The organism is Pantoea sp. EKM21T (genome assembly GCF_011800405.1).
Lineage (GTDB): Bacteria > Pseudomonadota > Gammaproteobacteria > Enterobacterales > Enterobacteriaceae > Pantoea > Pantoea agglomerans.
Genome location: NZ_JAALFV010000011.1, coordinates 61,192 through 88,182, shown reverse-complemented (window position 1 = coordinate 88,182; position 26,991 = coordinate 61,192). Strand labels below are relative to the sequence as shown.

The window sequence follows — 26,991 nt, the reverse complement described above, 5'->3', positions numbered from 1 at the left end:
TCCTCGCGTTATTTCGGCTCATCATCAAGCCACAGGGTAAATTGCTGCGTGTCGCGCAGCGTACGGAACCAGTGGGCAGATTTCTTCATACGGCGCTGACGCTGCTTATCTAAATCGATTTCGATAAGACCATAGCGATTTTTAAAGGCATTCATGGGCGAGACATTGTCGGTAAACGCCCACAGCATGTAGCCCTGACAGTTAATACCCGCCTGACTGGCGCGTATCGCCTGATGCAGGTGCTCGCTGATAAACGCGATGCGGTAATCGTCCTGAATCTCCCCGTCGGCATTTTTGAACTGCGCTTCGTTCTCAATTCCCATACCGCTTTCAGCCACAAACCACGGGATATTGCCGTACTCATCGCGCATCCGCTGCGCCATATCCCAGATAATTTCAGGCTGAATTTCCCAGCCGCGCGAAGGGTTCATCCGTCGCCCCGGCAGTTCAAAGTGTTCGTAATACCAGGCGGGATGAAAGGGTGTCTCGGGATGCCAGGCGCGGGATGGTGCCTTCACGCGATGCGGATAGTAGAGATTAAGCCCGACTTCATCGACGGTAGTGGCGGCAATAATCGCCAGCTCTTCCGGGGTGGTTTCCCACTCAATCTGATGCTTATCAAGCAGCGCCAGCAGCTCCGCCGGATACTCGCCTTTAATGGCGGGATCGAGAAACACCCGGTTGTAGAACAGGTCATAAATATGCGCCGCCTTCTGGTCGTGCGGGGCTGATGATCGCGGATAGGTGACTTCCGGATTGAGTATGGTACCAATGCGACCAGCATAGCCTGCCGCGCGGAACAGCTGCACTACCCGGGCGGTCGCGAGATTCTTGTGGTGGTTCCACTGCATCCATTTATGGGTGTTCTGCTCATAAGGCCAGCGCAGCGCGTCGAGATAGACGCGGGTCTGCACCACAATCGGCTCGTTAAACACAAACCAGCGCGTGACCCGACCGGCATAGCGTTTAAACACCTGTTCGACATAACGGATAAACAGTTCAACCACATGCTTTGACTGCCAGCCGCCATACTGCTCCAGCAGCGTAGCGGGCAGCTCGTAATGCTCCAGACAGAGCATCAGTTCAATGCCCTGGCGCTGCATTTCATCAATCAGCCGGTCATAGTAAGCCGCGTATTCCTCATCGACCGTAGCGGTTTCGTAATCGATCAGGAAACGCGACCAGTTGATTGAAGTGCGGTAGTGGGTCAGCCCGCTGGCCTTCATTAGCGCCACATCCTCACTAAACCTGTTGATAAAGTCGGTGGCAACCGCCGGGCCATAACCGTTGTGCCAGACGTGACGATCCTGCTGATACCAGGCGTCAGGCCAGGAGTCCTGCCCCGCTTTTTTTCCGCTCCAGCCTTCCGTCTGCCAGGCGGAGGCAGCAGCCCCCAGAATGAAATTCTCAGGTATGTGGACAGTCTGACGACTCATAACACCTCCGTTCGGTTGGGGTTCAGCTCAGGTTGCAGGCTCTTTGCTTCCGCTGCTTCTGCTGCATCCGCGCGGCGGGCTGCGACTTTCACAAATGGCAGATAGATAAGTACTGACACCAGAATGCAGACGATCTGCGTCACCACCGCACCCATCGATCCGGCCGTTGAGAGCCAGGCATTGATAATCGGAGGCGTGGTCCAGGGCACCATCACTACGGCTTTCCCGGCAAATCCCATCACCGTAGCAAAGTAACCGATAGAACCTGTCACTAGCGGTGTGATAATGAAAGGGATAGCCAGTATCGGGTTAAGCATAATCGGCATACCAAATATAACCGGCTCGTTGATATTGAAAATGCCTGGCCCGAACGACAGTTTGGCGATTTCACGCATCTCTTTGCGTCGCGTTGCCAGCATCACGGCGGTGAGCAGCCCGATGGTCAGGCCGGAGCCGCCGATGCTCATATAAACATCCCAGAACGGCATGGTGATAATGTTCGGTGCCTCTTTTCCCTGCTCAAAAGCGGTCATGTTGACCATAATCGCGCCCAGCAACAGCGGCTCACGGATCGGCTTCACCATCTGGTTGCCGTGAATACCAATCACCCAGAACAGCTGGGCGACGAACATCAGAATCAGAATGCCCCACAGGCTCTGCACCACCGACTCCAGCGGCTGCTGCACCACCTGGTATACCGCGTCGTAAAGGTACATGCCGGTGACGCGATGGAAGATAAAGCCAAAGGTCGCTATCAGCGTCACGGTGATGATTGAGGGGATGAGCGCGGAGAAAGAGGCGGCCACGTTGGGCGGCACGGTGTCGGGCATTTTGATTTTCAGCCGCTCAACCTGTTCGAGGCGGCAGTAGATCTCTACCGACAGAATGGCGATAAACATGCCGAGAAACAGGCTTTTGGTATCGGAGAATTGTTTGGCCAGCACGTCGGTGACCAGGTGCATCTGCCCATCGACCATCATCTGTAAGGTGGTCGGCGTCACGGATACAAAGCAGATGATCGCCAGCAGGCCGGGAAACAGCGTTTTTATACCGTTGATGCGCCCAAGCTCAATACCAATCAGGAACACCGCACCAATGTTGAGAAAGCTGAGCGTGGCGTAATTGATACTGCTGGTGATGGGCTTGAGGTCAGCTAAAAAAGCCAGGGCGGCAAAGCTGGCAAGGCCATTTTTGCTGTCCAGCACCATGTTAGAGATCAATACCGAGAAGGCGCCAACAATGATCACCGGCATCAGGGTAATGAACGAGGCTTTAATCGCCATGATGTAGCGATAACTGTTAAAGCGGGTGGCAAAGCTGCCCAGGGAATCGATAAGGCGGTCCTGTAGAGACATGATCAACCCTCAGAGATGTAAGATCGGTATTCCTGTAATCGTCGTGGTCTTCCCTGTTAGTGGCATACCAAAATGACGAATCTCCTCGGTTTTTTCTGTGACGAACCTCCCGGAAACGTTTATTGGCATTCCAGTATGATTAAAACGGCCAATTTGGCATACCAATAGCGGAGGCGTTATGGATTACGAACAGACCATGATGGAATTGCTGATCAATGCAGGGGAAGCCCGTTCGTCGGCGATGATGGCGATTCAGTGTGCGCGCAAACGCGACTGGACCGGGGCTGACGCGGCGCTGGCAGCTTCAGATACCGCGGCAAAAGCGGCACATAAAATTCAGACCGCGTTGATTGGTGCAGACGAGGGAAGCGGAAAATTGCCGGTCACGCTGATTCTGGTGCATGCGCAGGATCATCTGATGAATGCAATGCTGTGCCGCGAGCTGGCAGAGGAGCTGGTCATGCTGCGCAAAGAGATCTATGGCTGACAGGCGGCGCGCTGGCCGCCCGGGTGAGGTGATTAGCTGTTTTCCAGTGCCAGTAGCGACTCAATAGTCTGCGCGCGGCGGATCTCGCGCGGCTGGCCCTGCTCAAACAGCACTTCCGGGATCAGCGGACGGCTGTTGTAGTTAGAAGACATGGATGCACCGTAAGCTCCGGTGTCGTGAAACACCAGGTAATCGCCAACCTTTGCCGCCGGAATCGCGCGTGGTTCGACCATGCCGCCCTCCAGCTGGGTAAAGACATCACCCGATTCGCACAGCGGGCCAGCGACCACGGTGTCGATAGTCTGCTGCTCATCAATGGCCCGCTCATCGCCCGCCATCAGCGAGATATGGTGATAGCTGCCATACATGGAGGGACGCATGAGGTCACTGAAACCGGCATCGACCAGCACGAAGTGACGGCTGCCCATCGACTTAACCGCCCGTACCTGAGAGACCAGCACACCGGCCTCGGCCACCAGGAAACGGCCCGGTTCGATCTCCAGCTTTATCGCGTGACCCAGATGCTGAGCGATACGCTGCCGCGCTGCATCCCACAGGCCGAAATAGTGATCGGTATCGATCGCCTCTTCGCCATAGCGATAAGGCACAGAGAGGCCGCCGCCCGCAGAGATCGCGGTCAGATCCTGACCCGACGCCATCACCAGTTCAACCATCGCATCACAGACCTGCTGCAGATGCGCATAATCGACGCCAGAGCCGATATGCATATGAATGCCCACCAGCTGCAAGCCGTGCTGTTTAATCGCCGCCAGCGCCCCGGCTAAATCGGCATGCCAGATCCCGTGCTTGCTGTTTTCGCCACCGGTATTGGTTTTCTGACTGTGGCCGTGACCAAAACCAGGATTGACCCGCAGCCACACCGCATGTCCCGGTGAGACCGCGCCGAGCTGATGCAGCATATCGATCGATCCGGCATTAACCGGCACCTTTAACGCGGTCACCCGCTCCAGCGTCGGCTGATCGAACAGATCCGCGGTAAAGACGATCTCATCACCGCCAGGCTGGTAACCCGCGGCCAGCGCACGTTCGATCTCACCCAGCGATACCGAGTCCACTTTCACGCCTGCTGCGCGCATCAGGCGCAGGATATGCGTATTCGAGCAGGCCTTCTGCGCAAAGCGCACCACATCAAATGCCTGCAGCTGGGCAATACGCGCCTGAATAATCTGCGCATCATAAGCCCAGAATGGCCCGGTGTAGCGGCGTGCCAGCGGCAGCAGGTTAGCGGCGCTGAGTGCGGTTTCGGTACTCTGTAAGGAACGTGGCATGGCAATTCTCCTGTGGCAATAGCTGCATTAAGCCAGAATCGTGTCATAGCGAAAAATATCTGTTTTAATAGCATCTATGCAGAATGGATATAGGAAGGGTGCGTGGCGAACATTAACTGGCGGCATATCGAGATTTTTCATGCGGTGATGACCAGCGGCAATCTGACTCAGGCCGCGACACTGCTGCACACCTCACAGCCGACGGTGAGCCGGGAGCTGGCACGCCTGGAGCAGCAGCTGGGATTAGAGTTGTTCGGACGGGTTCGTGGTCGCCTGCAACCGACGGTGCAGGGATTGCGTCTTTTCGAAGAGGTGCAGCGATCCTGGTACGGACTGGATCGCATCATGGAAGCGGCTGAAGGACTGCGCCAGTTCCGTCAGGGTGAGCTGTCGATCGCCTGCCTGCCCGTTTTTTCGCAGTCGCTGCTGCCACCACTGTGTCAGCCCTTTTTACAGCGCTACCCGGATGTGAGCCTGAATGTGATTCCACAGGAGTCGCCGCTGCTGGAGGAGTGGCTGTCAGCACAGCGCTACGATATCGGCTTAACCGAAACCCAGCACGCTCCGGCCGGCACTGACCGTCTCGCCCTGCTGACCTGCGATGAAGTATGCGTATTGCCTCAGCATCACCCTCTGAGTCAGCGTTCAGAGCTGACGCCGCACGATTTTGCGGGCGAACAGTATGTGAGCCTGTCGCGCAGTGACAGCTATCGTCAGTTGCTGGATGCGCTGTTTCATGAGCAGGGCGTCGAGCGGCGGCTGGTGATGGAGACGCACAGTGCCGCTTCGGTGTGCGCCATGGTCAGAGCGGGCGTGGGCATTTCAATTGTGAATCCGCTGACGGCGCTGGATTACGCCGACAGCGGTGTGGTGATGCGTAAGTTCAGCGTGGCGGTTCCGTTTACCGTCAGCCTGGTGAGGCCGCAGCACCGCCCTGCATCGGCGCTGGTCGATGCCTTTGTCAGCCATCTGCAACGGCAGGTGGCTGACTTTCCGGCACGCATCGCCGCCCGCCTGGCTTAAGCGCGAACCCTGGCGGCTGCGCGGCCCGATTTGCGGAAGGTGATCAGACAGATCAGCAGGCCGATTGCCGCCAGCGCAGCGGCAGCAACCGGCACCGCCGTCAGGCCATATCCACGGCCAATCACCGCACCGCCGACCCAGGCACCCAGCGCATTGCCCACGTTAAACGCCGAAATGTTCAGGGTTGAGACCAGGTTAGGCGCCTCTTTGCCGTGCCGTACCACGTTGATCTGCAGACCCGGCACCGTCGCAAAGGTCGCCATCGCCCACAGGAACAGGGTGATCTCCGCCAGCCACAGCGCATGGCTGGTCCAGCTGAACAGCAGCGAGAAGATGGCGATCAGTGAGAAGCTGAGGATCAGGCTAAAGGAGACTTTCCAGTCGGCCAGTTTGCCGCCAAGAATATTACCGACCGTCAGGCCTGCGCCAATCAGGAACAGCGTCCAGCTGACGCCGCGATCGCTGATGCCCGTCACCTCTAGCAGCAGCGGCGCAATGTAGCTGAACAGCGCAAACATCGCCGCGGCAAAGAACACCGTCATCAGCAGCGACAGCCACAGTTTCCCGTTGGCCAGTGCACCAATTTCACTCGCCAGGTGAACCGGCTTTTCCTGTTTATTGTTGGGCAGACTCACGATCAGGGCGATAAACGCCAGCACGCCAATCACTGCCACGCCCCAGAAGGTGGCTCGCCAGCCAAACATCTGTCCGAAACTGGTTCCCAGCGGAACGCCCAGCACGTTGGCTAAGGTCAGTCCGGTGAACATCAGTGCGACAGCGGAAGCCTGACGACCGGCTGGTACCAGACTAGCGGCGACCACCGCGCCAATACCGAAGAAGGCACCGTGACAAAGCGCGGTGACGATGCGTGCCAGCATCAGCAGGTTATAGTTGTAAGCCAGCGCACACAGCAGGTTGCCGACAATAAATATCACCATCAGCAGAATCAGCGTTTTTTTACGCGGCAGCCTGGCGGTGAGCAGCGCCATAATCGGCGCACCTATCGCCACGCCCAGCGCGTAGCCGCTGATCAGCCAGCCCGCCGACGGAATCGACACCTGAAGGTCACGCGCCACCTCCGGCAGCAATCCCATAATGACAAACTCAGTGGTTCCGATGGCGAACGCACTCAACGCCAGCGCCATTAATGCTACAGGCATAACACTCTCCCAATATCATTTGCAGGTGAACTGCACAGACGCGCAGCCCCTCGACGCTTATTAAAATTTGATCTGCGTCACGGTGAGCATTACAGCACAGTGCTGATGCGCGACATAGCCTGCGCGCAGCAAAGGATTATTGCCGGGGCCGCAATAATCCTGCCGCTTTGCCGGAAAAAATGGCTTTGTCAGCCTGCTGGCTAAGCCCGTTAAAGCGCACATGACCCAGGGTCAGGTTGTCATTTCCCGCGAACCCGTTACGCTTTTTAGTGCGTATTTAATTAATAAATCCTTAACGTTGCCGATATATCCCTAATCAATTGCCAGGTGATGTGATCAACTTCTGACGCAGGGAGAGAGAATGCAACGACTCATAGCCTTAATGGTGTTTGGCTTAACCGGTTGCTCGGTGGGTCATTATGAGTACAGTAAAGAAGCTGAAAAACGGGTGGATATGACCGTGACCGGCATTCCCACCGTGCTGGGTTTAGGCACGCTCGGTACCACCATCCCACTGACGCCGGAGTACAGCCTGACCGCCGCACATGTGGCAAAGTTTTCGCTTTACCGGGTCAAAGCCTGGCATCCGCAATGCGATCTGGCCGTGGTCTACCACAAAAACAGCGAAATGAACCTGCCACCCAACTTTCGTAACAGCCACATCGGCGATCAGGTCAATCTCTACGGCTACAGTTTTATTTCGGCCATGCCGGTCAGTTCCAGCGGGCAGAACCTGATCAATACCACGCTGGCGAACAGCTGGAACAAATCAGACTGCGTCGTGGTGGCGGCGAATGCGGGGGTGGTTAAAGGGATGTCGGGCGGCGCAGTCTATAACGCCTCTGACGATACGCTGGCGGGCGTGATTATTGGCTACAGCAATAACATCAACGACAATGTCAGCGGTAAGACACTCTATAAGAACGTTGCGCTCTATGTGCCTTACTCGCGATTTCAGACATGGCTGGATCAGGCGATTAAATCCTGATATCTGCTGAACGAACAGATGTAAAAAAGGCCGGAATTTCCGGCCTTAAGCTTGGTGACAAAGTCGGGCCTGGTTCGCTGTAAGACCAAGCCTGCACAGGTAACACGGTCAGATCGGAAAGACGCAAAAACTGTCATCCATGACCGCTCGGCCCACGCCATCCATGGCGCGGGACGCTTTCCTCTTCTGACCGTGTTCCCTGTGCCGTGAGTTTATCAGTTGCTGCCAAATTCACTCTGATTCGGCTTTGTCATCACGCTGTCAGGCCTGAAGATCAGGCCTGACAGCGACTCATAACGATTACTTGCTGCCTGGGCGCAGTGCCGGGAACAGAATCACATCGCGGATAGTGTGGCTGTTGGTAAACAGCATCACCATACGGTCAATACCGATACCCAGACCGGCTGTTGGCGGCAGACCGTGCTCCAGTGCGGTGACATAGTCTTCGTCGTAGAACATCGCTTCGTCGTCGCCAGCATCTTTGGCATTCACCTGCTGCAGGAAACGCTCAGCCTGATCTTCCGCATCGTTCAGCTCGGAGAAGCCGTTACCGATTTCACGACCGCCAATGAAGAACTCAAAGCGATCGGTGATTTCCGGGTTCTCGTCGTTACGACGGGCCAGCGGAGAGACTTCAGCCGGATATTCAGTGATGAAGGTCGGCTGAATCAGATGCGCTTCTGCGGTCTCTTCGAAGATTTCGGTTACGACACGGCCCAGACCCCAGCTTTTCTCAACCTTGATGTGCAGTGATTGAGCAATCGCCACCGCTTTATCAAAGTCTTCCAGATCGGCCAGATCCGTTTCCGGACGGTATTTCTTGATCGCTTCACGCATGGTCAGTTTTTCAAACGGCTTACCGAAATCAAACTCCTGCTCGCCGTAAGGCACCACGGTGCTGCCCAGCACATCCTGCGCCAGCGTACGGAACAGGCTTTCGGTCAGCTCGATCAGATCTTTGTAATCCGCATAAGCCATATAGAGTTCCATCATGGTGAACTCTGGGTTATGACGTGGCGAAATACCTTCGTTACGGAAGTTACGGTTGATCTCGAACACGCGATCGAATCCGCCCACTACCAGACGCTTCAGATAAAGCTCTGGAGCGATACGCAGATACATGTCGATATCCAGCGCATTGTGATGGGTGATGAACGGACGCGCAGACGCGCCGCCAGGGATCACCTGCATCATCGGGGTTTCCACTTCCATAAAGTCGCGGCCCACCATGAACTGGCGAATGCCGGCCATGATCTGCGAACGAATTCTGAAGGTGTTACGCGACTCCTCGTTGGCGATGAGATCAAGGTAACGCTGACGGTAGCGCGTTTCCTGATCGGCCAGGCCGTGGAACTTGTCCGGCAGCGGACGCAGTGCTTTGGTCAGCAGGCGCAGTTCAGAACAGTGAATCGACAGTTCGCCGGTTTTGGTTTTGAACAGTTTGCCGCGCGCGCCCAGAATATCGCCGAGATCCCACTTTTTGAACTGCTCGTTGTAGATGCCTTCAGCCAGATCGTCACGCGAGACGTAAAGCTGAATCCGGCCACCCACATCCTGCAGGGTCACGAAAGAGGCTTTACCCATAATACGACGGGTCATCATACGTCCGGCGACGCTGACTTCGATGCCGAGATCTTCAAGCTCTTCGTTGCTCTTCTCGCCATAGCTCTCATGCAGCTGGTTTGAGAGGCTGTCACGACGAAAATCGTTAGGAAACGCCACGCCATTTGCACGCAGCACGCTCAGCTTTTCGCGACGCGCTTTCAGTTCGTTATTTAACTCAACGGCGGCATCAGCGCTCTGCGGTTGTTGTTCAGACATGTCGGTTCCTTATAACCCTGCTTTTAAACTAGCTTCAATGAATCGATCCAGGTCGCCGTCCAGCACCGCCTGGGTGTTACGCGTCTCTACGCCGGTGCGCAGATCTTTGATGCGTGCATCATCGAGAACGTAAGAACGGATCTGACTTCCCCAGCCGATGTCGGACTTGTTGTCCTCCAGCGCCTGTTTCTCAGCGTTTTTCTTCTGCATCTCAAGCTCGTACAGCTTCGCTTTCATCTGCTTCATCGCCTGATCTTTGTTCTTGTGCTGAGAACGGTCATTCTGACACTGGGTGACGGTACCGGTTGGAATATGGGTAATACGTACCGCAGATTCCGTCCGGTTAACGTGCTGGCCGCCCGCCCCTGACGCACGATAGACGTCAATGCGCAGATCGGCTGGGTTGATGTCGATATCAATATCGTCATCCACTTCCGGATAGATAAAGGCGGAGCTGAAGGAGGTGTGACGACGGCCGCCGGAGTCAAACGGGCTCTTACGCACCAGGCGATGCACGCCCGTTTCGGTGCGCAACCAGCCAAAGGCGTAGTCGCCTGACACGCGAATGGTCACAGATTTAATGCCTGCAACTTCACCTTCAGACTCTTCGATAATTTCGGTTTTGAAGCCTTTGGCTTCAGCCCAACGCAGATACATACGCATCAGCATGCTGGCCCAGTCCTGCGCTTCGGTGCCGCCGGAACCCGCCTGCAGATCGATGTAGCAGTCGGCGCTGTCATACTCGCCAGAGAACATGCGGCGGAATTCCAGCTCGCCCAGCTTGCCCTCAAGGACATCCAGCTCGGCAACCGCTTCGTCGAAAGTCTCTTCGTCTTCCGCTTCTACCGCCAGTTCAAGCAGACCCTGCACATCTTCCAGGCCCTGCGACATCTGATCCAGCGTCTGCACGATCGCTTCCAGCGAGGAGCGCTCTTTGCCCAGCGCCTGAGCACGCTCAGGTTCGTTCCAGACATCGGGCTGTTCCAGCTCGGCGTTTACTTCTTCGAGGCGTTCTTTCTTGGCATCGTAGTCAAAGATACCCCCGAAGAACGTCGCTGCGCTCACTGAGGTCCTGAATACGGTTTTTGACCGGGTTGATTTCAAACATGGCTTTAGCGTCTTTCTTATGTTCGATGGGACAGGAAATTTAACGCACAAGTTTACCCGAAACTGGCGGCAGATTGTAGCGCTGAGACAGCGGGCTGATGCCGGGGCGGCGTGACGCGTTGCATTTGCTTATCGGGCTGCGACGACAACCGCTCGCACAGCAGGTTAACGCAGGGGAAAAACAGGCTGACGCGCCTCTGCCGTGACCGGAGACGCGCGCGCCTTAGAAAAATCAAAGCGGCCAGATATGGTCAATGATTAGCTGTACCGAGCGGTTACCGCGATACTCATTGATATCCAGCTTATAGGCCAGCTCGACCTGACGAATGCTGCTGTCGGGCCACAGGGTGGTATCGACATTAAAGGCGATCCCGTCGATCAGCGGACCGCCGTCCAGCGGTTCGACCATCACTTTCAGATGTCGCTCGCCCACCAGCCGCTGTTGCAGCAGCTTAAATTTGCCGTCAAAGGCGGGTTCCGGGAACGCCTGGCCCCAGGGCCCCGCTTCGCGCAGCATCTCAGCGGTCTGCAGCGAAAACTCCTGCGGCTGCAACGCGCCATCTGACCAGATGATGCCCTGCAGAGATTCGCCATCCAGCCACTCACCGACCAGATCGGCAAAGCGCTGACGAAACTCCTCGTAGCGTGCGGTTTCCAGTGATAAGCCTGCCGCCATGGCATGACCGCCGAACTTCAGCATCAGGCCGGGATTCAGCGTATCCAGACGCTCCAGCGCGTCGCGCAGATGCAGACCGGCAATTGAGCGGCCAGAGCCTTTCAGCGTGCCGTCGCCCGCCGGAGCAAAGGCAATCACCGGACGATGGAAACGCTCTTTCAGACGGGAGGCGAGGATCCCCACCACCCCCTGATGCCATTCGGGATGATAAAAGGCCAGCCCCAGCGGCAGATCGCGCTGCTCACGCTCCAGCGCCTGACACAGCGCCAGCGCTTCGCTCTGCATGCCCTGCTCTATCTCTTTGCGCGTCTGGTTCAGCGCGTCCAGCTCACTGGCTAACATCCGTGCCTGACTGAGATCCTCAGTCATTAACAGCGCCACGCCCACCGACATATCGTCGAGCCGGCCTGCGGCATTGAGCCGTGGCCCCAGCGCAAAGCCGAGATCGCTGGCCGCCATCTGACGCGCATCGCGATTAGCAATCTCCAGCAGCGCCCGGATGCCTGGCCGGCATTTTCCGGCCCGAATGCGGCTGAGTCCCTGCCACACCAGAATGCGGTTGTTGACGTCGAGCGGCACCACGTCGGCAACCGTGCCGAGCGCCACCAGATCCAGCATCTCCGCAAGATTGGGTTCAGTGCGGGTGGCACCAAACCAGCCCTGGGCACGCAGATGGGCGCGCAGCGCCAGCATCAGATAGAACGCAACGCCCACGCCCGCCAGTGCACGTGAGGGAAAGTTGCAGTCCGGCAGATTGGGATTAACGATCGCCTCAGCGGCCGGTAAGGTCTCGCCCGGCAGGTGGTGGTCGGTAATCAGCACCGGAATCCCGTGCTGATGGGCACATTCAACGCCGGCGTGGGAGGAGATGCCGTTGTCGACGGTCAGGATCATCGCCGCGCCGCGCGCCCGCGCCTGCTCAACCACTTCAGGGCTGAGGCCATAACCATCTTCAAAGCGGTTAGGCACCAGATACTGCACGTTGCCGCCGCCCATGCTGCGCAGCGCCATGACCGTCAGCGCGGTACTGGTCGCGCCATCGGCATCAAAGTCGCCCACCACCATAATGCGACGCCCATCCAGCAGCGCCTGATGCAGCAGTTCCACTGCGCTCTCAATCCCGCTTAAGGACTGGTACGGAAGCAGGTTTTTCGCCCCGCGCTCCAGCTCTGCCGCGTCGCGCACGCCGCGTTGCAGATAGAGTCGTTTCAGCAGCGGCGGCAGCGTCGCCGGAAGCGCATCATCAACCGTCACCTCACGGCGACGGAGTTCCACATCCTGTTTTACCACCGATTAACCACCACGCTTCTGATTGTCCAGCACCTGCTTCAGCTCCTGCGGCGACTGATAACCTGGGATCATCATGCCGCTGTCAGTCAGCATCGCGGGCGTGCCCTGAATGCCGAACAGCACGCCAAGCTTATAGTGCTGGGCAATATCGATTTTGCAACTGTCTGGTGCGGCCATCTTCGGCGCATTGCCTTTCATCGCCTCATCAAACGCTTTATTGCGGTCGGCGCTGCACCAGATCGCTTTCATCGCTGGTTCAATCTGACCATTCAGCCCTTCACGCGGAAACGCCAGGTAGCGCACGGTGATGCCCAGCGCATTGTAGTCCGCCATCTGCTCGTGCAGCTTGTGACAGTAGCCACAGGTGATGTCGGTAAAGACCGTGATCACGTGCTGCTCTTTAGGCGCTTTGTAGACGATCATCTCCGGCACCAGCGCCTCGACTTTTTTGTCCAGCAGCTGGTTGGTGACGTTGACCGGCTGTTTGCCGCTGACGTCATAGAGCGGCCCCTGGATCATATGTTTGCCGTCGTCGGTCACGTAGAGCACGCCGCTTTCTGACAGCACGGTTTTAAAACCCGGCAGCGGTGACGGGCTGATCTCCGTCTGGTTCAGACCGAGCTTTTTAAGTGATTGCTGAATGGCGCTGTCATCGGCCTGTGCGAGACCGGAAAAGGCGCTGGCTAAAAGAGCCAGCATGGCAAAATGCTTGTTCATTTTTGTCCTTATCGCCGCGGTCAGGCCCGCGGATGGTGTTGTTGATGCAACTGACGCAGGCGCTCAGTGGCGACGTGCGTATAAATTTGGGTGGTGGAGAGATCGCTGTGTCCCAGCAGCATCTGTACGACACGCAGATCGGCACCGTGGTTCAGCAGATGAGTCGCAAAGGCATGGCGCATCACATGCGGTGATAACTTTTCGCTGTCGATCCCCGCCAGCGTGGCGTAATGCTTGATGCGATGCCAGAAGGTCTGGCGCGTCATCTGCTGCGCCCGATTACTGGGAAACATCACGTCCAGCGTCTGACCGTTGAGCAGCCACGGACGACCATGTTCCATATATTGCTCCAGCCAGTAAACCGCTTCTTCACCTAAAGGCACCAGCCGCTCTTTATCCCCTTTACCGATAACCCGGACAACGCCCTGGCGCAGGCTGATGTCGCTGAGCGTCAGGCCAATCAGTTCGGAGACGCGCAGGCCCGTGGCGTAGAGCAGCTCCAGCATCGCTTTATCGCGCAACTCCAGCGGGATATCGATATTCGGTGCCTGCAACAGCCGCTCGACCTGTGCCTCACTGAGATCTTTCGGTAAACGCTGCGGCAGTTTTGGGGCTGACAGCAGCGCGCTGGGATCGTCCGGGCGCAGCTTTTCGCGGTAAAGATACTGGAACAGGCGACGCATGGCGCTGAGCAGCCGCGCTGAGCTGGTCGCCTTGTAGCCTCCCTCCAGCCGTTCAGCCAGAAACTGCTGCAGATCCAGCGGCGCCACGCTAAGCAGCGTCAGCTGATGATGCGCCAGCCATCCGGTCAGCGTCTGGAGGTCCTGGCGATAAGAGGAGAGAGTGTTCTGCGCCAGATTGCGTTCAATCCAGAGCGCATCAAGAAACTGTTCTGTCAGATCGCTGTCCTGCACGTTATCTCCGCCGTCTGGTGTAAAATCATGCTCATTATGCCTGATTCAGCAGCGCTTCTGGTACAATTGCGCCAAAGTCAGTATTTACAGAGTGTTATCTGCATGAAAATCGGTCTTTTTTACGGTTCCAGTACCTGTTACACCGAAATCGTAGCGGAGAAAATTCGCGATTTTATTGGCGAAGAGTTAGTGACGCTGCATAACGTGAAAGATGACGACCCGCGCCTGATGGAGCAGTACGACTTGCTGATCATGGGCATCCCGACCTGGGATTTCGGTGAGTTGCAGGAGGACTGGGAGGCGATCTGGCCGCAGTTGCCCGCGCTGAATCTGCAAAACAAGATTGTCGCACTGTATGGCATGGGCGATCAGATTGGCTATGGCGAGTGGTTTTTAGATGCGCTCGGCATGCTGCACGATTTGCTGCAGCCGATGGGGGTACGTTTTGTTGGCTACTGGCCGCTTGAAGGCTATGAGTTCACCAGCCCGAAACCGCTGAGTGCCGATGGCTCGCAGTTTGTGGGTCTGGCGCTTGATGATGTGAATCAGTTCGAGGTCACCGATGAGCGCGTTGAGCAGTGGTGCGAACAGGTGTTAACCGAAACCGCAGGACTGCTCTGACGGCCCTTCTGCCGGTGTCGAACCCTGGCATGAACAGGTGAGCGGCTTTAATCGCTCTTGCCTGTCATTATTGAACCGCAGTGCAGGCAGATGAACGGCTTCAGACGCTCTTGCCTGCACTGCTGCCATTAATGCCGCGCCGGGCTGAAGCAGCAGGCGCGTAACGCCCGCCATTCGCCAGGCTGCATATTGTCCTGCATCAGCCACCAGCGCAGCGTGGCACCCTGTTCGCTCTTCGCCACCAGCAGCACGCCAACGGGTAACCAGCGAAGTGGCTGAGTTGGCCGCCAGCGTTTTCCCTGCCAGATCCAGCAATGGACGCTTTCCCGCTGTAACGTACCGTGCCGTTGAATCAATCGCCAAACGCTGCGCCAGCCCTCAGCCAGCAACAGCAGAATAATCGGCGCTTTAACCAGCCAGCCGCCTGCAGGCAGCGTCATCAGCACCACGCCAGTCACGGCTGCTATCAGCCAGGCGCAGACTAACCCGCACGCCAGACGAGAGGGGCGTAGCTTACATTGCCACCGGGCCGCGAGCATGGTTACGCTGCTGGATCAGGTTCACCATCCGCTTAAGCTCCGGATCCTTTGGCTCACCGTGATTCATCAGCCAGTTAAACAGATCGGGATCGTCACTCTTTAGCAAATCCACAAAGACCTGCTTATCGGTGTCGCTCAGCGTCTCATACTCAAATTTGAAGAACGGCATAATAGCCACATCCAGTTCCAGCATGCCGCGACGGCAGGCCCACTGAATGCGTGATTTATCATTAATATCCATGCATCAATTTCCACAATTCACAACGTGGCGCCTAGTGTAACCTGGTTTAATGCGGCTCGCAGGCGCAGCGTCGCATGCTGTGCAACCTGCCACATTTCAGGCTGGATCTTTTCAGGGTTATCACGCCTTTTGTGCGCCGTTTTCCGTAAACAGGTTGCATTGCCAGTCGGCTCTTTTAACATTGAAGATATTATTCCGGATGAACCTTCTTATACAGGATATCTCCATGCCCACATTTACTTTACCGCCGCGCCAGCCTGCCGCGTCGTCTCGTCTGCCGTTAACCCTGATGTCACTGGATAGCTGGGCGCTGGTTTCTATTACTGGTGCCGACAGCACCTCTTACCTGCAGGGTCAGTTAACGCTGGATGTCGCCGCGCTGGATGCCGACCACCATTCGCTCGCCGCACACTGCGATGCTAAAGGCAAAATGTGGAGCACTATGCGCCTGTTCCATCGCGGTGAAGGCTATGCTTATCTGATCCGTCGTGAGCTGCGCGACACCCAGCTGCCCGAGTTAAAGAAATACGCCGTGTTTTCGAAAGTAACGATGGTGGCTGATGATGAGTCAGTATTGCTGGGCGTGGCCGGTTTCCAGGCGCGCGCCGCGCTGGAAAATCTGTTTGATAGCCTGCCCGACAGCGAAAAACCGGTGGTGCAGCAGGGAGAAACCACGCTGCTGTGGTTTGCCCATCCGGCCGAACGTTTTCTGATTGTCACTTCGCTGGCCCAGGCAGAAGCGCTGAAGCAGAAGCTCAATGACGATGCACAGTTCAATGACAGTCCGCAGTGGCTGGCGCTGGATATTGAAGCGGGCATTCCGGTGATCGATCCCGCCACCAGCGTGCAGTTTATTCCGCAGGCCACCAACCTGCAGGCGCTGGATGCTATCAGCTTTAAAAAAGGGTGTTATGCCGGTCAGGAGATGGTGGCACGGGCGAAATATCGCGGCGCCAATAAACGCGCGCTCTACTGGCTGGCGGGTCAGGCAAGTCATTTGCCCGAAGCCAATGCCCCGCTGGAGTTGCAGATGGGTGAACGCTGGCGTCGAACCGGCAGCGTGCTGGCTGCGGTGCAGTTAGATGACGGGATTAGCTGGATTCAGGTCGTGATGAATAACGATCTGGAGCCGGACAGCGTGCTGCGGGTGGAAGGTGATGAAGGCGGACATCTGACCATTCAGCCACTGCCCTACTCGCTGGATGAAAGCTGATTGAGCGTATGGCCCTTCCGCTAAGGGAAGGGCCAGTGCCACAATTCAGAGCAGGCTCAATTCAGCGCACATAAAAGTAGATAGCGCAGAAGTGACAGAGACTGCCGCCCAGCACGAACAAATGCCAGATGGCGTGATTAAACGGAATGCGGCGCGCCACATAGAAAATCACCCCCAGCGAATAGATAATCCCGCCTGCGGCAAGCAGCCAGATGCAGCCCGGCGGCAGGATCATCGCCAGCTGATAAACCACAATCAGCGACAGCCACCCCATACAGAGATAGGTCACCAGCGACAGCGCTTTAAAGCGATGCGCAATCGTGAGCTTGAACAGGATACCGGCCAGCGCCAGCCCCCAGATCACCGCCATTAATCCATACGCCAGCGGCGTCCTCAGCGCGACCAGCAGAAACGGCGTATAGGTGCCGGCAATCAGCAGATAGATGGCGCAATGATCGAACTTTTTCAGCCAGGGTCTGGCCGGGCCAGCCGGAATAGCGTGATAGAGCGTCGAGGCCAGAAACAGCAGGATCATGCTGCCACCATAGAGGCTGTAACTGATAAAAGTGATGGTGTCGGCCTGCCTCTCCGTTGCCTGATTGAGCATCAGTATCAGTCCGACGATGCCGAACAGGCAGCCAAGACCGTGACTGATACTGTTGGCAATTTCCTCGACAAACGAATAGCCCGCAGCGTGTTGATGTTTGTGAGAGAGTGTGGGGGTCATAACAGATTCCTGATCAGCTCCATAGCAGTGATATCGTTATCCAGCGTAGCCAACAATTTTTTCAGTGTACACTTGTACGCTAAAATTATCCTGGTGAAATTCACTATCCCTTAAACCGGGTGATGAATCTGGTAAACTGGCCGCCAGTCAACTGTTCAATGAGCCATTCATGTTTTCGCATAGCGATCTCGTCCACCTTAACGATCTGGAAATGCAGGTCTATCAGTTCATCATTAAGCACCGCGAAGGCGTCAGCTACATGACGATCCGCGAGCTGGCTGAGCAGGCTGGTGTCTCCACCACCACCGTGCTGCGTTTCTGTCGCAAGATGGGCTGTGAAGGCTGGTCGGAATTCCGCATCCGCCTGCGTTTAAACGAACAGCAGAGTGCGCCAATGCTCAACACGGCGGGCGTCAGTGAAATGCTGAGCTTTTTTAAGAGCATCAATAATCCGGAGTTTGAACAGCTCATCGCTGAGGCCGCGCAGAAGATTAATCAGGCTGAGCGGGTCTTCTTTATTGGCGTCGGCACCTCCGGCAGCCTGGCAAAATATGGCGCACGCTTTTTCTCTAACCTCGGTAAATTCAGCCACGCGATTGACGATCCCTATTATCCGGTCAGTCCCGATCTCTATGAAAACGCCATTGCCCTTATTTTATCGGTCTCCGGCGAAACGGAAGAGATCCTGCGCATTGCCAGCCAGTTCAGCCTGAATAAGTGCAAAATCATTGCGATAACCAACACGGAAAGCTGCTCGCTGGCGAAGATCGGTGATTTCAACCTCTGCTACCATGTGCCCATCATCCGTATGGCGGACAATTCCGACATTACGACTCAGGTGCCAGTGACCTATATTATTGAAGCAATCGGCCGCCAGCTGGGGAAATAAAACAGCCTGTTTTTTGGATGTAACAAACGCAATTATTGCCGCGCTGTTATATCGTGACTTTCATTATTGCCTTGCTACACTCAGCTCAATTTCAATATCCGTAATGGGGTGAAGCATGAGTGCAGAATTGCAGTTACCAAAAGGCTTTCTTTGGGGCGGAGCGGTGGCAGCGCATCAGGTTGAAGGCGGCTGGGATCAGGGCGGCAAAGGCGTCAGCATTGCTGACGTGATGACCGGCGGTTCACACGGCGTTGACCGGGTGATCACCGACGGCGTGCAGCCGGGTCATTTCTACCCGAACCACAAGGGTGTGGAGTTTTACTCCCACTACAAACAGGATGTCGCGCTGTTTGCCGAGATGGGCTTCAAATGTTTCCGCACCTCGATTGCCTGGACCCGTATCTTCCCTAACGGTGACGAGCAACAGCCCAACGAAGCGGGCCTGCAATTCTATGACGACCTGTTTGATGAACTGCTGAAGTATGGCATTGAACCGGTCATCACCCTTTCGCACTTCGAAATGCCTTATCACCTGGTCAAAGAGTATGGCGGCTGGCACAACCGCAAAGTGGTCGACTTCTTTGTGCGCTTCAGCGAAGTGGTGCTGAACCGTTATAAAAGCAAAGTGAAATACTGGATGACCTTCAATGAGATCAACAACCAGCGTAACTGGCAGTATCCGCTGTTTGGTTACTGCTGTTCAGGCGTGATCTTTACCGAACATGAGAAACCTGAACAGGCGATGTATCAGGTGATGCACCACCAGTTTGTTGCCAGTGCAAAAGTGGTGAAACTCGGCCACGACATCAATCCTGACTTTCAGATTGGCTGCATGATCGCCATGGTGCCGGTCTATCCCTTCTCCTGCCACCCGGACGATGTGGTGCTGGCGCAGGAATCGATGCATCAGCGCTATGTGTTCAGTGACGTGCAGATGCGCGGCTACTATCCGGCCTACACCCTGAAAGAGTGGGCGCGCAAGGGTTACGACATTCAGATGGAAGCGGATGATGCCGAGACGCTGCGCCAGGGCTGTGCAGACTATGTCGGTTTCAGCTACTACATGAGCAACGCGGTGAAAACCGATGCCAGCGGCGTTGACGATCCGATCACCGGCTTTGAAGGTGTGGTGAAAAACCCGCATGTGAAAGCGTCCGACTGGGGCTGGCAGATCGATCCGGTTGGCCTGCGCTATGCGATGAACGAGCTGTATGAGCGTTACCAGAAGCCACTGTTTATTGTTGAAAACGGCTTTGGTGCTATCGATAAGCCAAACGCCAATGGCGTGATTGAAGATGATTACCGCATCGACTATCTGCGTGCGCATATCGAAGAGATGAAGAAAGCCGTGGCGTACGATGGTGTTGAATTAATGGGCTATACGCCGTGGGGCTGCCTCGATTGCGTCTCGTTTACCACCGGCCAGTACGACAAACGTTACGGTTTTATTCATGTGAATAAAAATGATGATGGCAGCGGCGATTTTTCTCGTGGGAAGAAAAAGAGTTTCAGCTGGTATCAGCAGGTTATCGCCAGTAACGGCGAAAACCTGTAAGTCATCACGCCGCATCAGCGGCGAAGTGAGTTAACGCCCACCGGCAGCGTCAATGATGCTGCCGGTGACGTAAGAGGCCGCGTCGCTGGCAAGCCAGACGATCGCTTCCGCCACCTCTTCTGCTTCACCGCCGCGTCCCATCGGGATCACGCTGGCAAGCCTGTCTACTCTGCCTGGCTCTCCGCCATCGGCATGCATCTCTGTATAGATAAATCCCGGACGTACGCCGTTGACCCGAATCCCCTGCTGCGCCACTTCCAGCGACAATCCTCTGGTCAGCGTGTCCATCGCCCCTTTTGAAGCGGCGTAATCGACATATTCGCCAGGCGCACCGGTACGCGACGCTGCTGATGAGACGTTGACGATGGCTCCGCCCTGGCCGCCGTGATGTGTGCCCATCCGCTTAACCGCCTCACGACAGCAGAGAAAAGACCCAATCACGTTGGTGGCAAAGACCTTATGCAGGCGTGCCGCATCCAGCTGCTCGGTGCGACACTGCTGAAACAAAATCCCGGCGTTGTTCACCAGCAACGCCAGCGGTTCGGACTGCTGGTCGAGCTGCGCAAACATCGCCATCACCTGGGCTTCATCACTGATATCTGCCTGAACAGCAAAGGCTTCACCGCCCTGCTGCCGGATCTGCGCCACCACCTGTTGAGCTTCCGCTTCGCGCTGACGGTAGTTCACCGCAACCCGATAACCCCGGGCGGCCAGTAACAGCGCTGTGGCCCGCCCGATACCGCGGCTGCCCCCCGTAACCAGTGCCAGTTTCATGCTGATTCTCCAGTACAAAGGGCCGACGAATCGGCCCTTTATGATTAACGTTTGCCTGCGGGGAAATTACTGATAGTCGCTCATCGGCACGCAGGAGCAGAAGAGATTACGGTCGCCAAACACATCATCCAGACGTTTTACCGTCGGCCAGTATTTGTTGTGGCTGCCCGCCGGGAAGACTGCCAGTTCGCGGCTATAAGGATGTGACCACTCACTGACGATTTCCAGCTGAGTATGCGGCGCATTAACCAGTGGATTGTCATCCAGCGGCCATTCACCTGACGTCACCCGATCAATCTCCATGCGGATCGCCAGCATCGCGTCGATAAAGCGATCCAGTTCGATTTTGCTCTCCGATTCAGTCGGCTCCACCATCAGGGTGCCCGCCACCGGGAAGGACATCGTTGGTGCGTGGAATCCATAATCGATCAGGCGCTTAGCAATATCCAGCTCACTGATGCCGGTCTGCTCTTTCAGCGGACGGATGTCGAGAATACATTCGTGCGCCACCCGACCGTCACGGCCAGTGTAGAGCACCGGATAGGCCGACTGCAGGCGGCGGGCAATGTAGTTGGCATTCAGAATCGCAACCGAGCTGGCCTGTTTCAGCCCTTCCGCGCCCATCATGCGAATGTACATCCAGCTGATTGGCAGAATGGATGCACTGCCAAACGGCGCTGCGGATACGGCGCCCTGCTGCGTCAGCACACCGTCAATCTGCACCACGCTGTGTCCTGGCACAAACGGGGCCAGGTGCGCTTTGACGCCAATCGGTCCCATACCCGGACCACCGCCGCCGTGCGGAATGCAGAAGGTTTTATGCAGATTCAGGTGCGAGACATCCGCGCCGATATAGCCAGGCGTGGTGATGCCGACCTGCGCATTCATGTTCGCGCCATCCAGATAGACCTGACCGCCATACTGATGCACGATCTGGCACACTTCGCGGATGGTCTCTTCATAAACGCCATGAGTTGACGGGTAAGTCACCATGATGCAGGAGAGCCTGTCGCCCGCCTGAGCCGCTTTCTCACGCAGGTCGCCAAGGTCGATGTTGCCCTGTTTATCGCAGGCCACCACCACCACGTCCATGCCCGCCATCTGGGCTGAGGCCGGGTTAGTCCCGTGCGCCGAGCTCGGGATCAGGCAGAGATGACGATCGCCCTCGCCACGGCTTTCGTGATAGCGGCGAATCGCCAGCAGTCCGGCATATTCACCCTGCGCGCCGGAGTTTGGCTGCATACAGAGTGCATCATAGCCGGTGAGCTGCACCAGCCACTGTGAAAGCTGGCCGATCATCTGCAGATAGCCGGAAGCCTGTTCAGCCGGGCAGAATGGATGCAGCTCCGCAAATTCCGGCCAGGTGATCGGGATCATCTCTGCCGCGGCATTGAGCTTCATGGTGCAGGAGCCCAGCGGGATCATCGCCTGATTCAGCGCCAGATCCTTTTTCTCCAGGCTGTGCATGTAGCGCATCATCTCGGTTTCGCTGTGATGACGGTTGAACACCGGATGGGTCAGGATCTCGCTGTGGCGTTGCAGGCCAGCAGGAATCGCGTGGCTCTCGCTGGCCACTTCGCTGTCGAGCTTTTCCAGGTCCTGACCGTGTTCATCACCCAGCAGAATGGCAAACAGCGCCAGAATATCTTCGCGGCAGGTGGTTTCATCCAGCGTGATGCCCACGGCGTTATGGATGTCGCTACGCAGGTTAACGCCAAAGCTCAGGGCGCGGTTCAGCACGGCGGCTTTATCCGCCACTTCCACCGTCAGCGTATCGAACCAGTGCTGATGGCGCAGCTTCAGGCCGCCCTGTTGCAGTCCCGCCGCCAGAATGTTGGTGAAGCGATGAATGCGTGAGGCAATGCGTTTCAGGCCCGCCGGGCCGTGGAACACCGCATAGAGACCGGCGATGTTTGCCAGCAGCACCTGCGACGTACAGATGTTGGAGTTGGCCTTTTCACGGCGGATATGTTGTTCGCGGGTCTGCATCGCCATACGCAGCGCCGTGTTGCCCGCCGCATCACGTGAAACACCAATGATACGGCCTGGCATAGAGCGCTTATGCTCGTCGCGGCTGGCGAAAAAGGCCGCGTGAGGGCCGCCGTAGCCCATTGGCACGCCGAAGCGCTGAGCTGAACCAAAGACAATGTCTGCACCCTGTTTGCCTGGCGCTTCCAGTAACACCAGCGACATAAAGTCCGCCGCTACGCTGACCACTACTTTGCGGGCTTTCAGTCCGGCAATCAGCGCGCTGTAATCGTGCGCTTCGCCGGTGGTGCCCACCTGTTGCAGCAGCACACCAAAGAGGTCGTCATGATCGGGCGCTTTGTCCGCGCTATCAATAATCAGTTCGAAACCGAACGTCTCCGCACGGGTGCGGACCACATCCAGCGTCTGCGGATGGATATCATCGGCAATGAAGAATTTATTGGCATTTTTGAGCTTACTGACGCGTTTTGCCATCGCCATCGCTTCAGCGGCAGCGGTCGCTTCGTCCAGCAGTGAGGCAGACGCGATATCCATGCCGGTGAGATCCAGCGTCAGTTGCTGGAAGTTGAGCAGCGCTTCCAGACGGCCCTGGGAGACCTCGGGCTGATACGGGGTATAGGCGGTATACCAGCCCGGATTCTCCAGCATATTACGCAGGATGACCGGCGGGGTGATCACCGCGCTGTATCCCATACCGATCCAGGATTTGTAACGCAGATTCTGGCTGGCAATCGCTTTCAGTTCGGCCAGAGCCTGCTGTTCAGTGGCGGCTTCGCCAACCGCTGGCGGGCCAGGCAGCTGAATGTCTGCCGGCACAATCGTGCTGATTAACGCTTCCAGCGAACGGGCACCAATAGCGTCAAGCATCTGCGCCTGCTGCTCAGGTGAAGGACCGATATGGCGCTCAATGAATGCACCGTTGTGTTCAAGCTGGCTGAGAGTCTGAGTCATTAGCAGTAAATCCTGAATCGGGCTGGGGGAACCGGAGAGCAAACATAAATCTGCGGCCTCAGTGTGAGGCCGCCTGACGACTACTCGTCGATGGAGGCTTTGTAAGCATCCGCATCCAGCAGCGTGTCGATTTCAGACGCGTCGCTGGCTTTGATTTTGAATAACCAGCCGCCTTCATAAGGCTCGCTGTTGACCTGCTCCGGTGAGTCAGTCAGTGCTTCGTTGACCGCCACAATCTCACCGCTGATCGGCGCATAGATATCTGAAGCCGCTTTAACGGATTCCGCGACCGCGCACTCTTCACCAGCGGCAAACGTCGCGCCCACTTCCGGCAGATCGACAAACACCATGTCGCCCAGTAGCTCCTGCGCGTGTTCAGTGATACCCACGGTGTAGCTGCCATCTTCTTCTTTGCGCACCCACTCGTGGCTGTCGCGGTACTTCAACGTATTCGGCACATTGCTCATTGGCCATTTCTCCTGAATAAAATTTACTGAGCGACCGGTTTACCGGCGCGGACAAAAACGGGACGGGTAACCTGGACCGGCATCTGGCGGTTACGGATCTCAACGATGGCGGTGCTGCCGACTGAGGCCGGTACGCGCGCGAGGGCGATGCTGCAACCCAGCGTCGGAGAGAAAGAGCCACTGGTGATGATCCCCTCCTGCGGCTGCCCCTGGTCATCGGTGAAACGCACCGGCAAGCCGTTACGCAGCACCCCTTTTTCTGTGAGGATGAGTCCTACCAGCTTTTCGGTACCGCGTTCACGCTGCAGTTCCAGCGCTTCCCGGCCGATGAAATCGCGGTCAGCAGGTTCCCAGCAGACCGTCCAGCCCATGTTGGCAGCCAGCGGTGAAACGCCTTCATCCATCTCCTGACCATACAGATTCATACCCGCTTCCAGACGCAGCGTGTCACGTGCGCCCAGTCCGGCAGGTTTAACGCCAGCAGCCAGCAGACGCTGCCAGAAATCGGCTGCCTCCTCTGCAGGCATAGCAATCTCATATCCCGCTTCGCCGGTATAGCCGGTGGTGGCGATAAACAGGTCGCCTGACTGCACGCCGAAAAATGGCTTCATGCCGGCAACAGCCTGACGCTGCTCCTCGCTGAACAGCGTCTGTGCCTTCTGCTGCGCCTGCGGACCCTGCACGGCAATCAGCGCCAGGTCGTCGCGTTCCGTCAGCGTAATGCCATAGCCCTGCGCGTGTTGCGTGATCCAGGCGAGATCGTTTTCACGGGTGGCAGAGTTCACCACCAGGCGGAAGAACTCTTCGCTCATAAAGTAAACAATCAAATCGTCAATGACGCCACCCGAGGCATTCAGCATCCCGGTGTAGAGCGCTTTGCCTGGCTGGGTCAGTTTTGCCACATCATTTGCCAGCAGGTAGCGCAGGAATTCACGGGTACGCGGGCCTGTCAGGTCGACGATGGTCATGTGAGAGACATCAAACATACCGGCGTCGGTGCGCACCACATGATGTTCATCCATCTGGGAGCCATAGTGCAGCGGCATCATCCAGCCATGAAAATCCACCATGCGGGCACCGCAGGCCTGATGCTGTTCAAACAGAGGTGTTTGCTGAGTCATAACCATCCTGTGCAGAAGCGAGTGAGTGCAAAAGTGCGCCGGAATTCAGTGCCGACGCAAACGTTCTCTTAGGGCTGACGTTACCACCGAATCTGACGATTAACCATAAGCAAACCGGGGTCGAAAGCAGAGGCACAGCCTAACCAGGAACGGCTGCCAACAGGATATAAAACTGCAATTTTGTGATTAATCGCGCAATAAATGCAGGGGATTTAAATATACGCAGCAAATTTATGCGGGATGGCATTCAGGATGTTAAAAAAATCCCGCGCCCAGCGGACAGAAGAATGAGAAAAAGTAATGCGAATTCGCCCGCAAAATTAGAATAAATCAAACGAAGACCTGTGCTGGTGCAGCGTTGCCTTTTTGTGGTGCAGAGCGGTGTCAGGCGTAAAAAAAGCCAGCAGAAGCTGGCTTATCAGAAGGGCGAATTTAGCGTAGCCAGGCGGGCAGATCATTTAGCCCCATCGCCTGCTTCAGCATCATGGGTTTAACACCCGGCAGGCGGTCAGCCAGTTTCAGACCCACGTCGCGCAGCAATTTTTTCGCCGGATTATTGCCTGCGAACATCTCGCGGAAGCCCTGCATTCCCGCCAGCATCATTGCGGCGCTGTGCTTACGGCTGCGCTCATAGCGTCGCAGATAGAGGTGCTGACCAATATCTTTGCCCTGCTGATGCAGACGGCGAATCTCACCGATCAGCTCGGCGGCATCCATAAACCCAAGGTTAACGCCCTGACCCGCCAGCGGATGAATGGTGTGAGCCGCATCGCCCACCAGCGCCAGACGGTGTGCCGCGAAGTTGCGGGCATAGCGCGCCACCAGCGGAAACGATTTGCGCTCGCTTTCCAGCTGGCACAGGCCGAGCCGCATATCAAACGCCACCGAGAGCTGCTGATTGAACAGCGCTTCCGGCATGGTTTCCAGACGGCTCGCTTCCTGCGGCGAGAGCGACCAGACGATGGAACTGAGATGCGGATCCTGCATCGGCAGGAAAGCCAGAATGCCGTCGCCGTGGAACACCTGGCGCGCTACTGCGTCGTGCGGCTTCTCAGTGCGGACGTTTGCCACTAACGCATGGTGATCGTAATCCCAGAAGGTCAGCGGGATATCGGCTTTGTTGCGTAGCCAGGAGTTAGCGCCGTCAGCGGCAATCATTAATCGCGCACTTAACATGCTGCCATCCTGCAGAGTAACAAAGGCTTCGTTGTCACCAAACGCGACCTGCTGTAACTGCGAAGGTGCCATTATCGTCACGTCGCTGCAGGCGCTGGCACGTTGCCAGAGCGCATTGTGGATCACCGGGTTTTCGATGATATGTCCCAGATGCGACAGGCCCTGCTGCTCATCATCAAAGGCGATGGAGCCGAAACTGTCCTTATCCCACACTTCCATACCGTGATAAGCGCTGGCGCGCAGCGAGAGAATGGTCGACCAGACATCCAGCTTCTGCAGCAGCCGTTCGCTGGCGGCATTGATTGCCGACACGCGAACTGACGGTGACGCACTCAGCGCCAGCGGTGGCTCCGGTGATTTTTCCAGTACGGCGATGCGCAGTCCGCTGCCCTGCAAGCCGCAGGCCACCGCCAGTCCCACCATACCGCCACCGGCAATCACCACATCAAAAGTTTGCATCTGAGC

24 protein-coding genes are annotated in these 26,991 nt (G+C 56.6%); 7 read left to right on the top strand and 17 right to left on the bottom strand.

The genetic code is table 11. The features are described 5' to 3' along the window. Positions 1–8: 8 nt before the first annotated feature. Together HFD87_RS19785 and HFD87_RS19780 are read right to left on the bottom strand one after the other, a co-directional pair. Positions 9–1,436, bottom strand: a complete 1,428-nt coding sequence (locus HFD87_RS19785; RefSeq protein ID WP_167423830.1) for a glycoside hydrolase family 1 protein — start codon at positions 1,434–1,436, stop codon at positions 9–11. Continuing rightward, positions 1,433–2,791 carry a PTS sugar transporter subunit IIC gene (locus HFD87_RS19780; protein ID WP_010248669.1) on the bottom strand — a complete coding sequence of 453 codons (1,359 nt, stop codon included), beginning with the start codon at positions 2,789–2,791 and terminating at the stop codon, positions 1,433–1,435. The genes HFD87_RS19785 and HFD87_RS19780 overlap by 4 nt, the downstream gene beginning before the upstream one ends. 178 nt (positions 2,792–2,969) lie before the next feature. On the opposite strand from HFD87_RS19780, the gene HFD87_RS19775 reads away from it, so the two are divergent. Beyond that, positions 2,970–3,278: a PTS lactose/cellobiose transporter subunit IIA gene (locus HFD87_RS19775; RefSeq protein WP_010671044.1), complete on the top strand. Its 309-nt coding sequence runs from the start codon at positions 2,970–2,972 to the stop codon at positions 3,276–3,278. A 32-nt stretch (positions 3,279–3,310) separates the two neighbouring features. Here HFD87_RS19775 and lysA read toward each other — a convergent pair whose 3' ends face one another. Continuing rightward, entirely contained in the window at positions 3,311–4,567 is a 1,257-nt protein-coding gene (gene lysA, locus HFD87_RS19770; protein WP_061703074.1) for a diaminopimelate decarboxylase, read from the bottom strand. A 102-nt stretch (positions 4,568–4,669) separates the two neighbouring features. Between lysA and HFD87_RS19765 the strand changes: the two genes are divergently transcribed. Continuing rightward, positions 4,670–5,590 carry a LysR family transcriptional regulator gene (locus tag HFD87_RS19765; protein WP_010248675.1) on the top strand — a complete coding sequence of 307 codons (921 nt, stop codon included), beginning with the start codon at positions 4,670–4,672 and terminating at the stop codon, positions 5,588–5,590. Here the strand turns inward: HFD87_RS19765 and HFD87_RS19760 are convergent. Next, a complete protein-coding gene (locus tag HFD87_RS19760) occupies positions 5,587–6,750 on the bottom strand; it encodes an MFS transporter (protein ID WP_010248677.1) in 1,164 nt (387 codons plus the stop codon). The two genes, HFD87_RS19765 and HFD87_RS19760, sit on opposite strands and share 4 nt — an antisense overlap. 361 nt (positions 6,751–7,111) lie before the next feature. Here HFD87_RS19760 and HFD87_RS19755 point away from each other — a divergent pair, with 361 nt between their 5' ends. Further along, positions 7,112–7,738, top strand: a complete 627-nt coding sequence (locus HFD87_RS19755; protein WP_029519406.1) for a serine protease — start codon at positions 7,112–7,114, stop codon at positions 7,736–7,738. A gap of 300 nt (positions 7,739–8,038) precedes the next feature. Here HFD87_RS19755 and lysS read toward each other — a convergent pair whose 3' ends face one another. The 5 genes from lysS to xerD form a co-directional block, all read right to left on the bottom strand. Further along, a complete protein-coding gene (lysS, locus tag HFD87_RS19750) occupies positions 8,039–9,559 on the bottom strand; it encodes a lysine--tRNA ligase (protein WP_010248682.1) in 1,521 nt (506 codons plus the stop codon). A 9-nt stretch (positions 9,560–9,568) separates the two neighbouring features. Continuing rightward, a protein-coding gene (gene prfB / locus HFD87_RS19745) for a peptide chain release factor 2 (protein WP_099257461.1) occupies positions 9,569–10,667 on the bottom strand; the annotation gives its coding sequence in 2 pieces (ribosomal slippage) (positions 9,569–10,591 and positions 10,593–10,667; 1,098 coding nt in all). A gap of 231 nt (positions 10,668–10,898) precedes the next feature. Beyond that, a complete protein-coding gene (gene recJ / locus HFD87_RS19740) occupies positions 10,899–12,632 on the bottom strand; it encodes a single-stranded-DNA-specific exonuclease RecJ (RefSeq protein WP_167423829.1) in 1,734 nt (577 codons plus the stop codon). 3 nt (positions 12,633–12,635) lie between these two features. Further along, positions 12,636–13,349 (bottom strand): bifunctional protein-disulfide isomerase/oxidoreductase DsbC, encoded by a 714-nt coding sequence (dsbC, locus tag HFD87_RS19735; protein ID WP_010671049.1) that lies wholly within the window; start codon positions 13,347–13,349, stop codon positions 12,636–12,638. Positions 13,350–13,369: 20 nt separating this feature from the next. After that, positions 13,370–14,263 (bottom strand): site-specific tyrosine recombinase XerD, encoded by an 894-nt coding sequence (xerD, locus tag HFD87_RS19730; protein WP_010248689.1) that lies wholly within the window; start codon positions 14,261–14,263, stop codon positions 13,370–13,372. A 102-nt stretch (positions 14,264–14,365) separates the two neighbouring features. Here xerD and fldB point away from each other — a divergent pair, with 102 nt between their 5' ends. Then, positions 14,366–14,884, top strand: a complete 519-nt coding sequence (gene fldB / locus HFD87_RS19725) for a flavodoxin FldB (protein ID WP_010248777.1) — start codon at positions 14,366–14,368, stop codon at positions 14,882–14,884. 128 nt (positions 14,885–15,012) lie between these two features. Here fldB and HFD87_RS19720 read toward each other — a convergent pair whose 3' ends face one another. Beyond that, the gene (locus HFD87_RS19720) at positions 15,013–15,423 is read right to left on the bottom strand and encodes a protein YgfX (RefSeq protein WP_010671050.1); all 411 of its coding nucleotides are present in this window, start codon (positions 15,421–15,423) and stop codon (positions 15,013–15,015) included. Then, positions 15,398–15,664, bottom strand: coding sequence for an FAD assembly factor SdhE (gene sdhE, locus HFD87_RS19715; protein ID WP_010248781.1), 267 nt, complete (start codon positions 15,662–15,664; stop codon positions 15,398–15,400). The genes HFD87_RS19720 and sdhE overlap by 26 nt, the downstream gene beginning before the upstream one ends. A gap of 226 nt (positions 15,665–15,890) precedes the next feature. Here sdhE and ygfZ point away from each other — a divergent pair, with 226 nt between their 5' ends. Next, on the top strand, positions 15,891–16,877 hold the full coding sequence (gene ygfZ / locus HFD87_RS19710; protein WP_167423828.1) for a tRNA-modifying protein YgfZ: 987 nt from the start codon (positions 15,891–15,893) through the stop codon (positions 16,875–16,877). A gap of 61 nt (positions 16,878–16,938) precedes the next feature. Here the strand turns inward: ygfZ and HFD87_RS19705 are convergent, their stop codons facing one another. Next, positions 16,939–17,604, bottom strand: coding sequence for a hemolysin III family protein (locus HFD87_RS19705; RefSeq protein WP_132499420.1), 666 nt, complete (start codon positions 17,602–17,604; stop codon positions 16,939–16,941). Positions 17,605–17,773: 169 nt separating this feature from the next. Here HFD87_RS19705 and HFD87_RS19700 point away from each other — a divergent pair, with 169 nt between their 5' ends. Together HFD87_RS19700 and HFD87_RS19695 are read left to right on the top strand one after the other, a co-directional pair. Beyond that, positions 17,774–18,493, top strand: coding sequence for a MurR/RpiR family transcriptional regulator (locus HFD87_RS19700; protein ID WP_167423827.1), 720 nt, complete (start codon positions 17,774–17,776; stop codon positions 18,491–18,493). Positions 18,494–18,608: 115 nt separating this feature from the next. Beyond that, the gene (locus tag HFD87_RS19695) at positions 18,609–20,048 is read left to right on the top strand and encodes a 6-phospho-beta-glucosidase (RefSeq protein WP_029519408.1); all 1,440 of its coding nucleotides are present in this window, start codon (positions 18,609–18,611) and stop codon (positions 20,046–20,048) included. Positions 20,049–20,078: 30 nt separating this feature from the next. Here the strand turns inward: HFD87_RS19695 and HFD87_RS19690 are convergent, their stop codons facing one another. The 5 genes from HFD87_RS19690 to ubiI all read right to left on the bottom strand — a co-directional run bounded on the left by HFD87_RS19690 (position 20,079) and on the right by ubiI (position 26,985). Further along, positions 20,079–20,822 carry an SDR family oxidoreductase gene (locus HFD87_RS19690; protein WP_033785637.1) on the bottom strand — a complete coding sequence of 248 codons (744 nt, stop codon included), beginning with the start codon at positions 20,820–20,822 and terminating at the stop codon, positions 20,079–20,081. 66 nt (positions 20,823–20,888) lie between these two features. Then, the gene (gcvP, locus tag HFD87_RS19685) at positions 20,889–23,762 is read right to left on the bottom strand and encodes an aminomethyl-transferring glycine dehydrogenase (RefSeq protein ID WP_158149016.1); all 2,874 of its coding nucleotides are present in this window, start codon (positions 23,760–23,762) and stop codon (positions 20,889–20,891) included. 80 nt (positions 23,763–23,842) lie between these two features. Then, positions 23,843–24,229 carry a glycine cleavage system protein GcvH gene (gcvH, locus tag HFD87_RS19680; protein ID WP_010248802.1) on the bottom strand — a complete coding sequence of 129 codons (387 nt, stop codon included), beginning with the start codon at positions 24,227–24,229 and terminating at the stop codon, positions 23,843–23,845. A 23-nt stretch (positions 24,230–24,252) separates the two neighbouring features. Then, positions 24,253–25,350: a glycine cleavage system aminomethyltransferase GcvT gene (gene gcvT / locus HFD87_RS19675; RefSeq protein WP_010248804.1), complete on the bottom strand. Its 1,098-nt coding sequence runs from the start codon at positions 25,348–25,350 to the stop codon at positions 24,253–24,255. A 432-nt stretch (positions 25,351–25,782) separates the two neighbouring features. Further along, positions 25,783–26,985: an FAD-dependent 2-octaprenylphenol hydroxylase gene (ubiI, locus tag HFD87_RS19670; protein WP_010671056.1), complete on the bottom strand. Its 1,203-nt coding sequence runs from the start codon at positions 26,983–26,985 to the stop codon at positions 25,783–25,785. Positions 26,986–26,991: the final 6 nt, after the last annotated feature.

Bases quoted from the DNA above. Each gene is read 5' to 3' on its own strand.
- HFD87_RS19785 (WP_167423830.1), bottom strand. From the start codon at position 1,436: ATGAGTCGTCAGACTGTCCACATACCTGAGAATTTCATTCTGGGGGCT.
- HFD87_RS19780 (WP_010248669.1), bottom strand. From the start codon at position 2,791: ATGTCTCTACAGGACCGCCTTATCGATTCCCTGGGCAGCTTTGCCACC.
- HFD87_RS19775 (WP_010671044.1), top strand. From the start codon at position 2,970: ATGGATTACGAACAGACCATGATGGAATTGCTGATCAATGCAGGGGAA.
- lysA (WP_061703074.1), bottom strand. From the start codon at position 4,567: ATGCCACGTTCCTTACAGAGTACCGAAACCGCACTCAGCGCCGCTAAC.
- HFD87_RS19760 (WP_010248677.1), bottom strand. From the start codon at position 6,750: ATGCCTGTAGCATTAATGGCGCTGGCGTTGAGTGCGTTCGCCATCGGA.
- HFD87_RS19755 (WP_029519406.1), top strand. From the start codon at position 7,112: ATGCAACGACTCATAGCCTTAATGGTGTTTGGCTTAACCGGTTGCTCG.
- lysS (WP_010248682.1), bottom strand. From the start codon at position 9,559: ATGTCTGAACAACAACCGCAGAGCGCTGATGCCGCCGTTGAGTTAAAT.
- dsbC (WP_010671049.1), bottom strand. From the start codon at position 13,349: ATGAACAAGCATTTTGCCATGCTGGCTCTTTTAGCCAGCGCCTTTTCC.
- fldB (WP_010248777.1), top strand. From the start codon at position 14,366: ATGAAAATCGGTCTTTTTTACGGTTCCAGTACCTGTTACACCGAAATC.
- HFD87_RS19720 (WP_010671050.1), bottom strand. From the start codon at position 15,423: ATGCTCGCGGCCCGGTGGCAATGTAAGCTACGCCCCTCTCGTCTGGCG.
- sdhE (WP_010248781.1), bottom strand. From the start codon at position 15,664: ATGGATATTAATGATAAATCACGCATTCAGTGGGCCTGCCGTCGCGGC.
- ygfZ (WP_167423828.1), top strand. From the start codon at position 15,891: ATGCCCACATTTACTTTACCGCCGCGCCAGCCTGCCGCGTCGTCTCGT.
- HFD87_RS19705 (WP_132499420.1), bottom strand. From the start codon at position 17,604: ATGACCCCCACACTCTCTCACAAACATCAACACGCTGCGGGCTATTCG.
- HFD87_RS19700 (WP_167423827.1), top strand. From the start codon at position 17,774: ATGTTTTCGCATAGCGATCTCGTCCACCTTAACGATCTGGAAATGCAG.
- HFD87_RS19695 (WP_029519408.1), top strand. From the start codon at position 18,609: ATGAGTGCAGAATTGCAGTTACCAAAAGGCTTTCTTTGGGGCGGAGCG.
- HFD87_RS19690 (WP_033785637.1), bottom strand. From the start codon at position 20,822: ATGAAACTGGCACTGGTTACGGGGGGCAGCCGCGGTATCGGGCGGGCC.
- gcvP (WP_158149016.1), bottom strand. From the start codon at position 23,762: ATGACTCAGACTCTCAGCCAGCTTGAACACAACGGTGCATTCATTGAG.
- gcvH (WP_010248802.1), bottom strand. From the start codon at position 24,229: ATGAGCAATGTGCCGAATACGTTGAAGTACCGCGACAGCCACGAGTGG.
- gcvT (WP_010248804.1), bottom strand. From the start codon at position 25,350: ATGACTCAGCAAACACCTCTGTTTGAACAGCATCAGGCCTGCGGTGCC.
- ubiI (WP_010671056.1), bottom strand. From the start codon at position 26,985: ATGCAAACTTTTGATGTGGTGATTGCCGGTGGCGGTATGGTGGGACTG.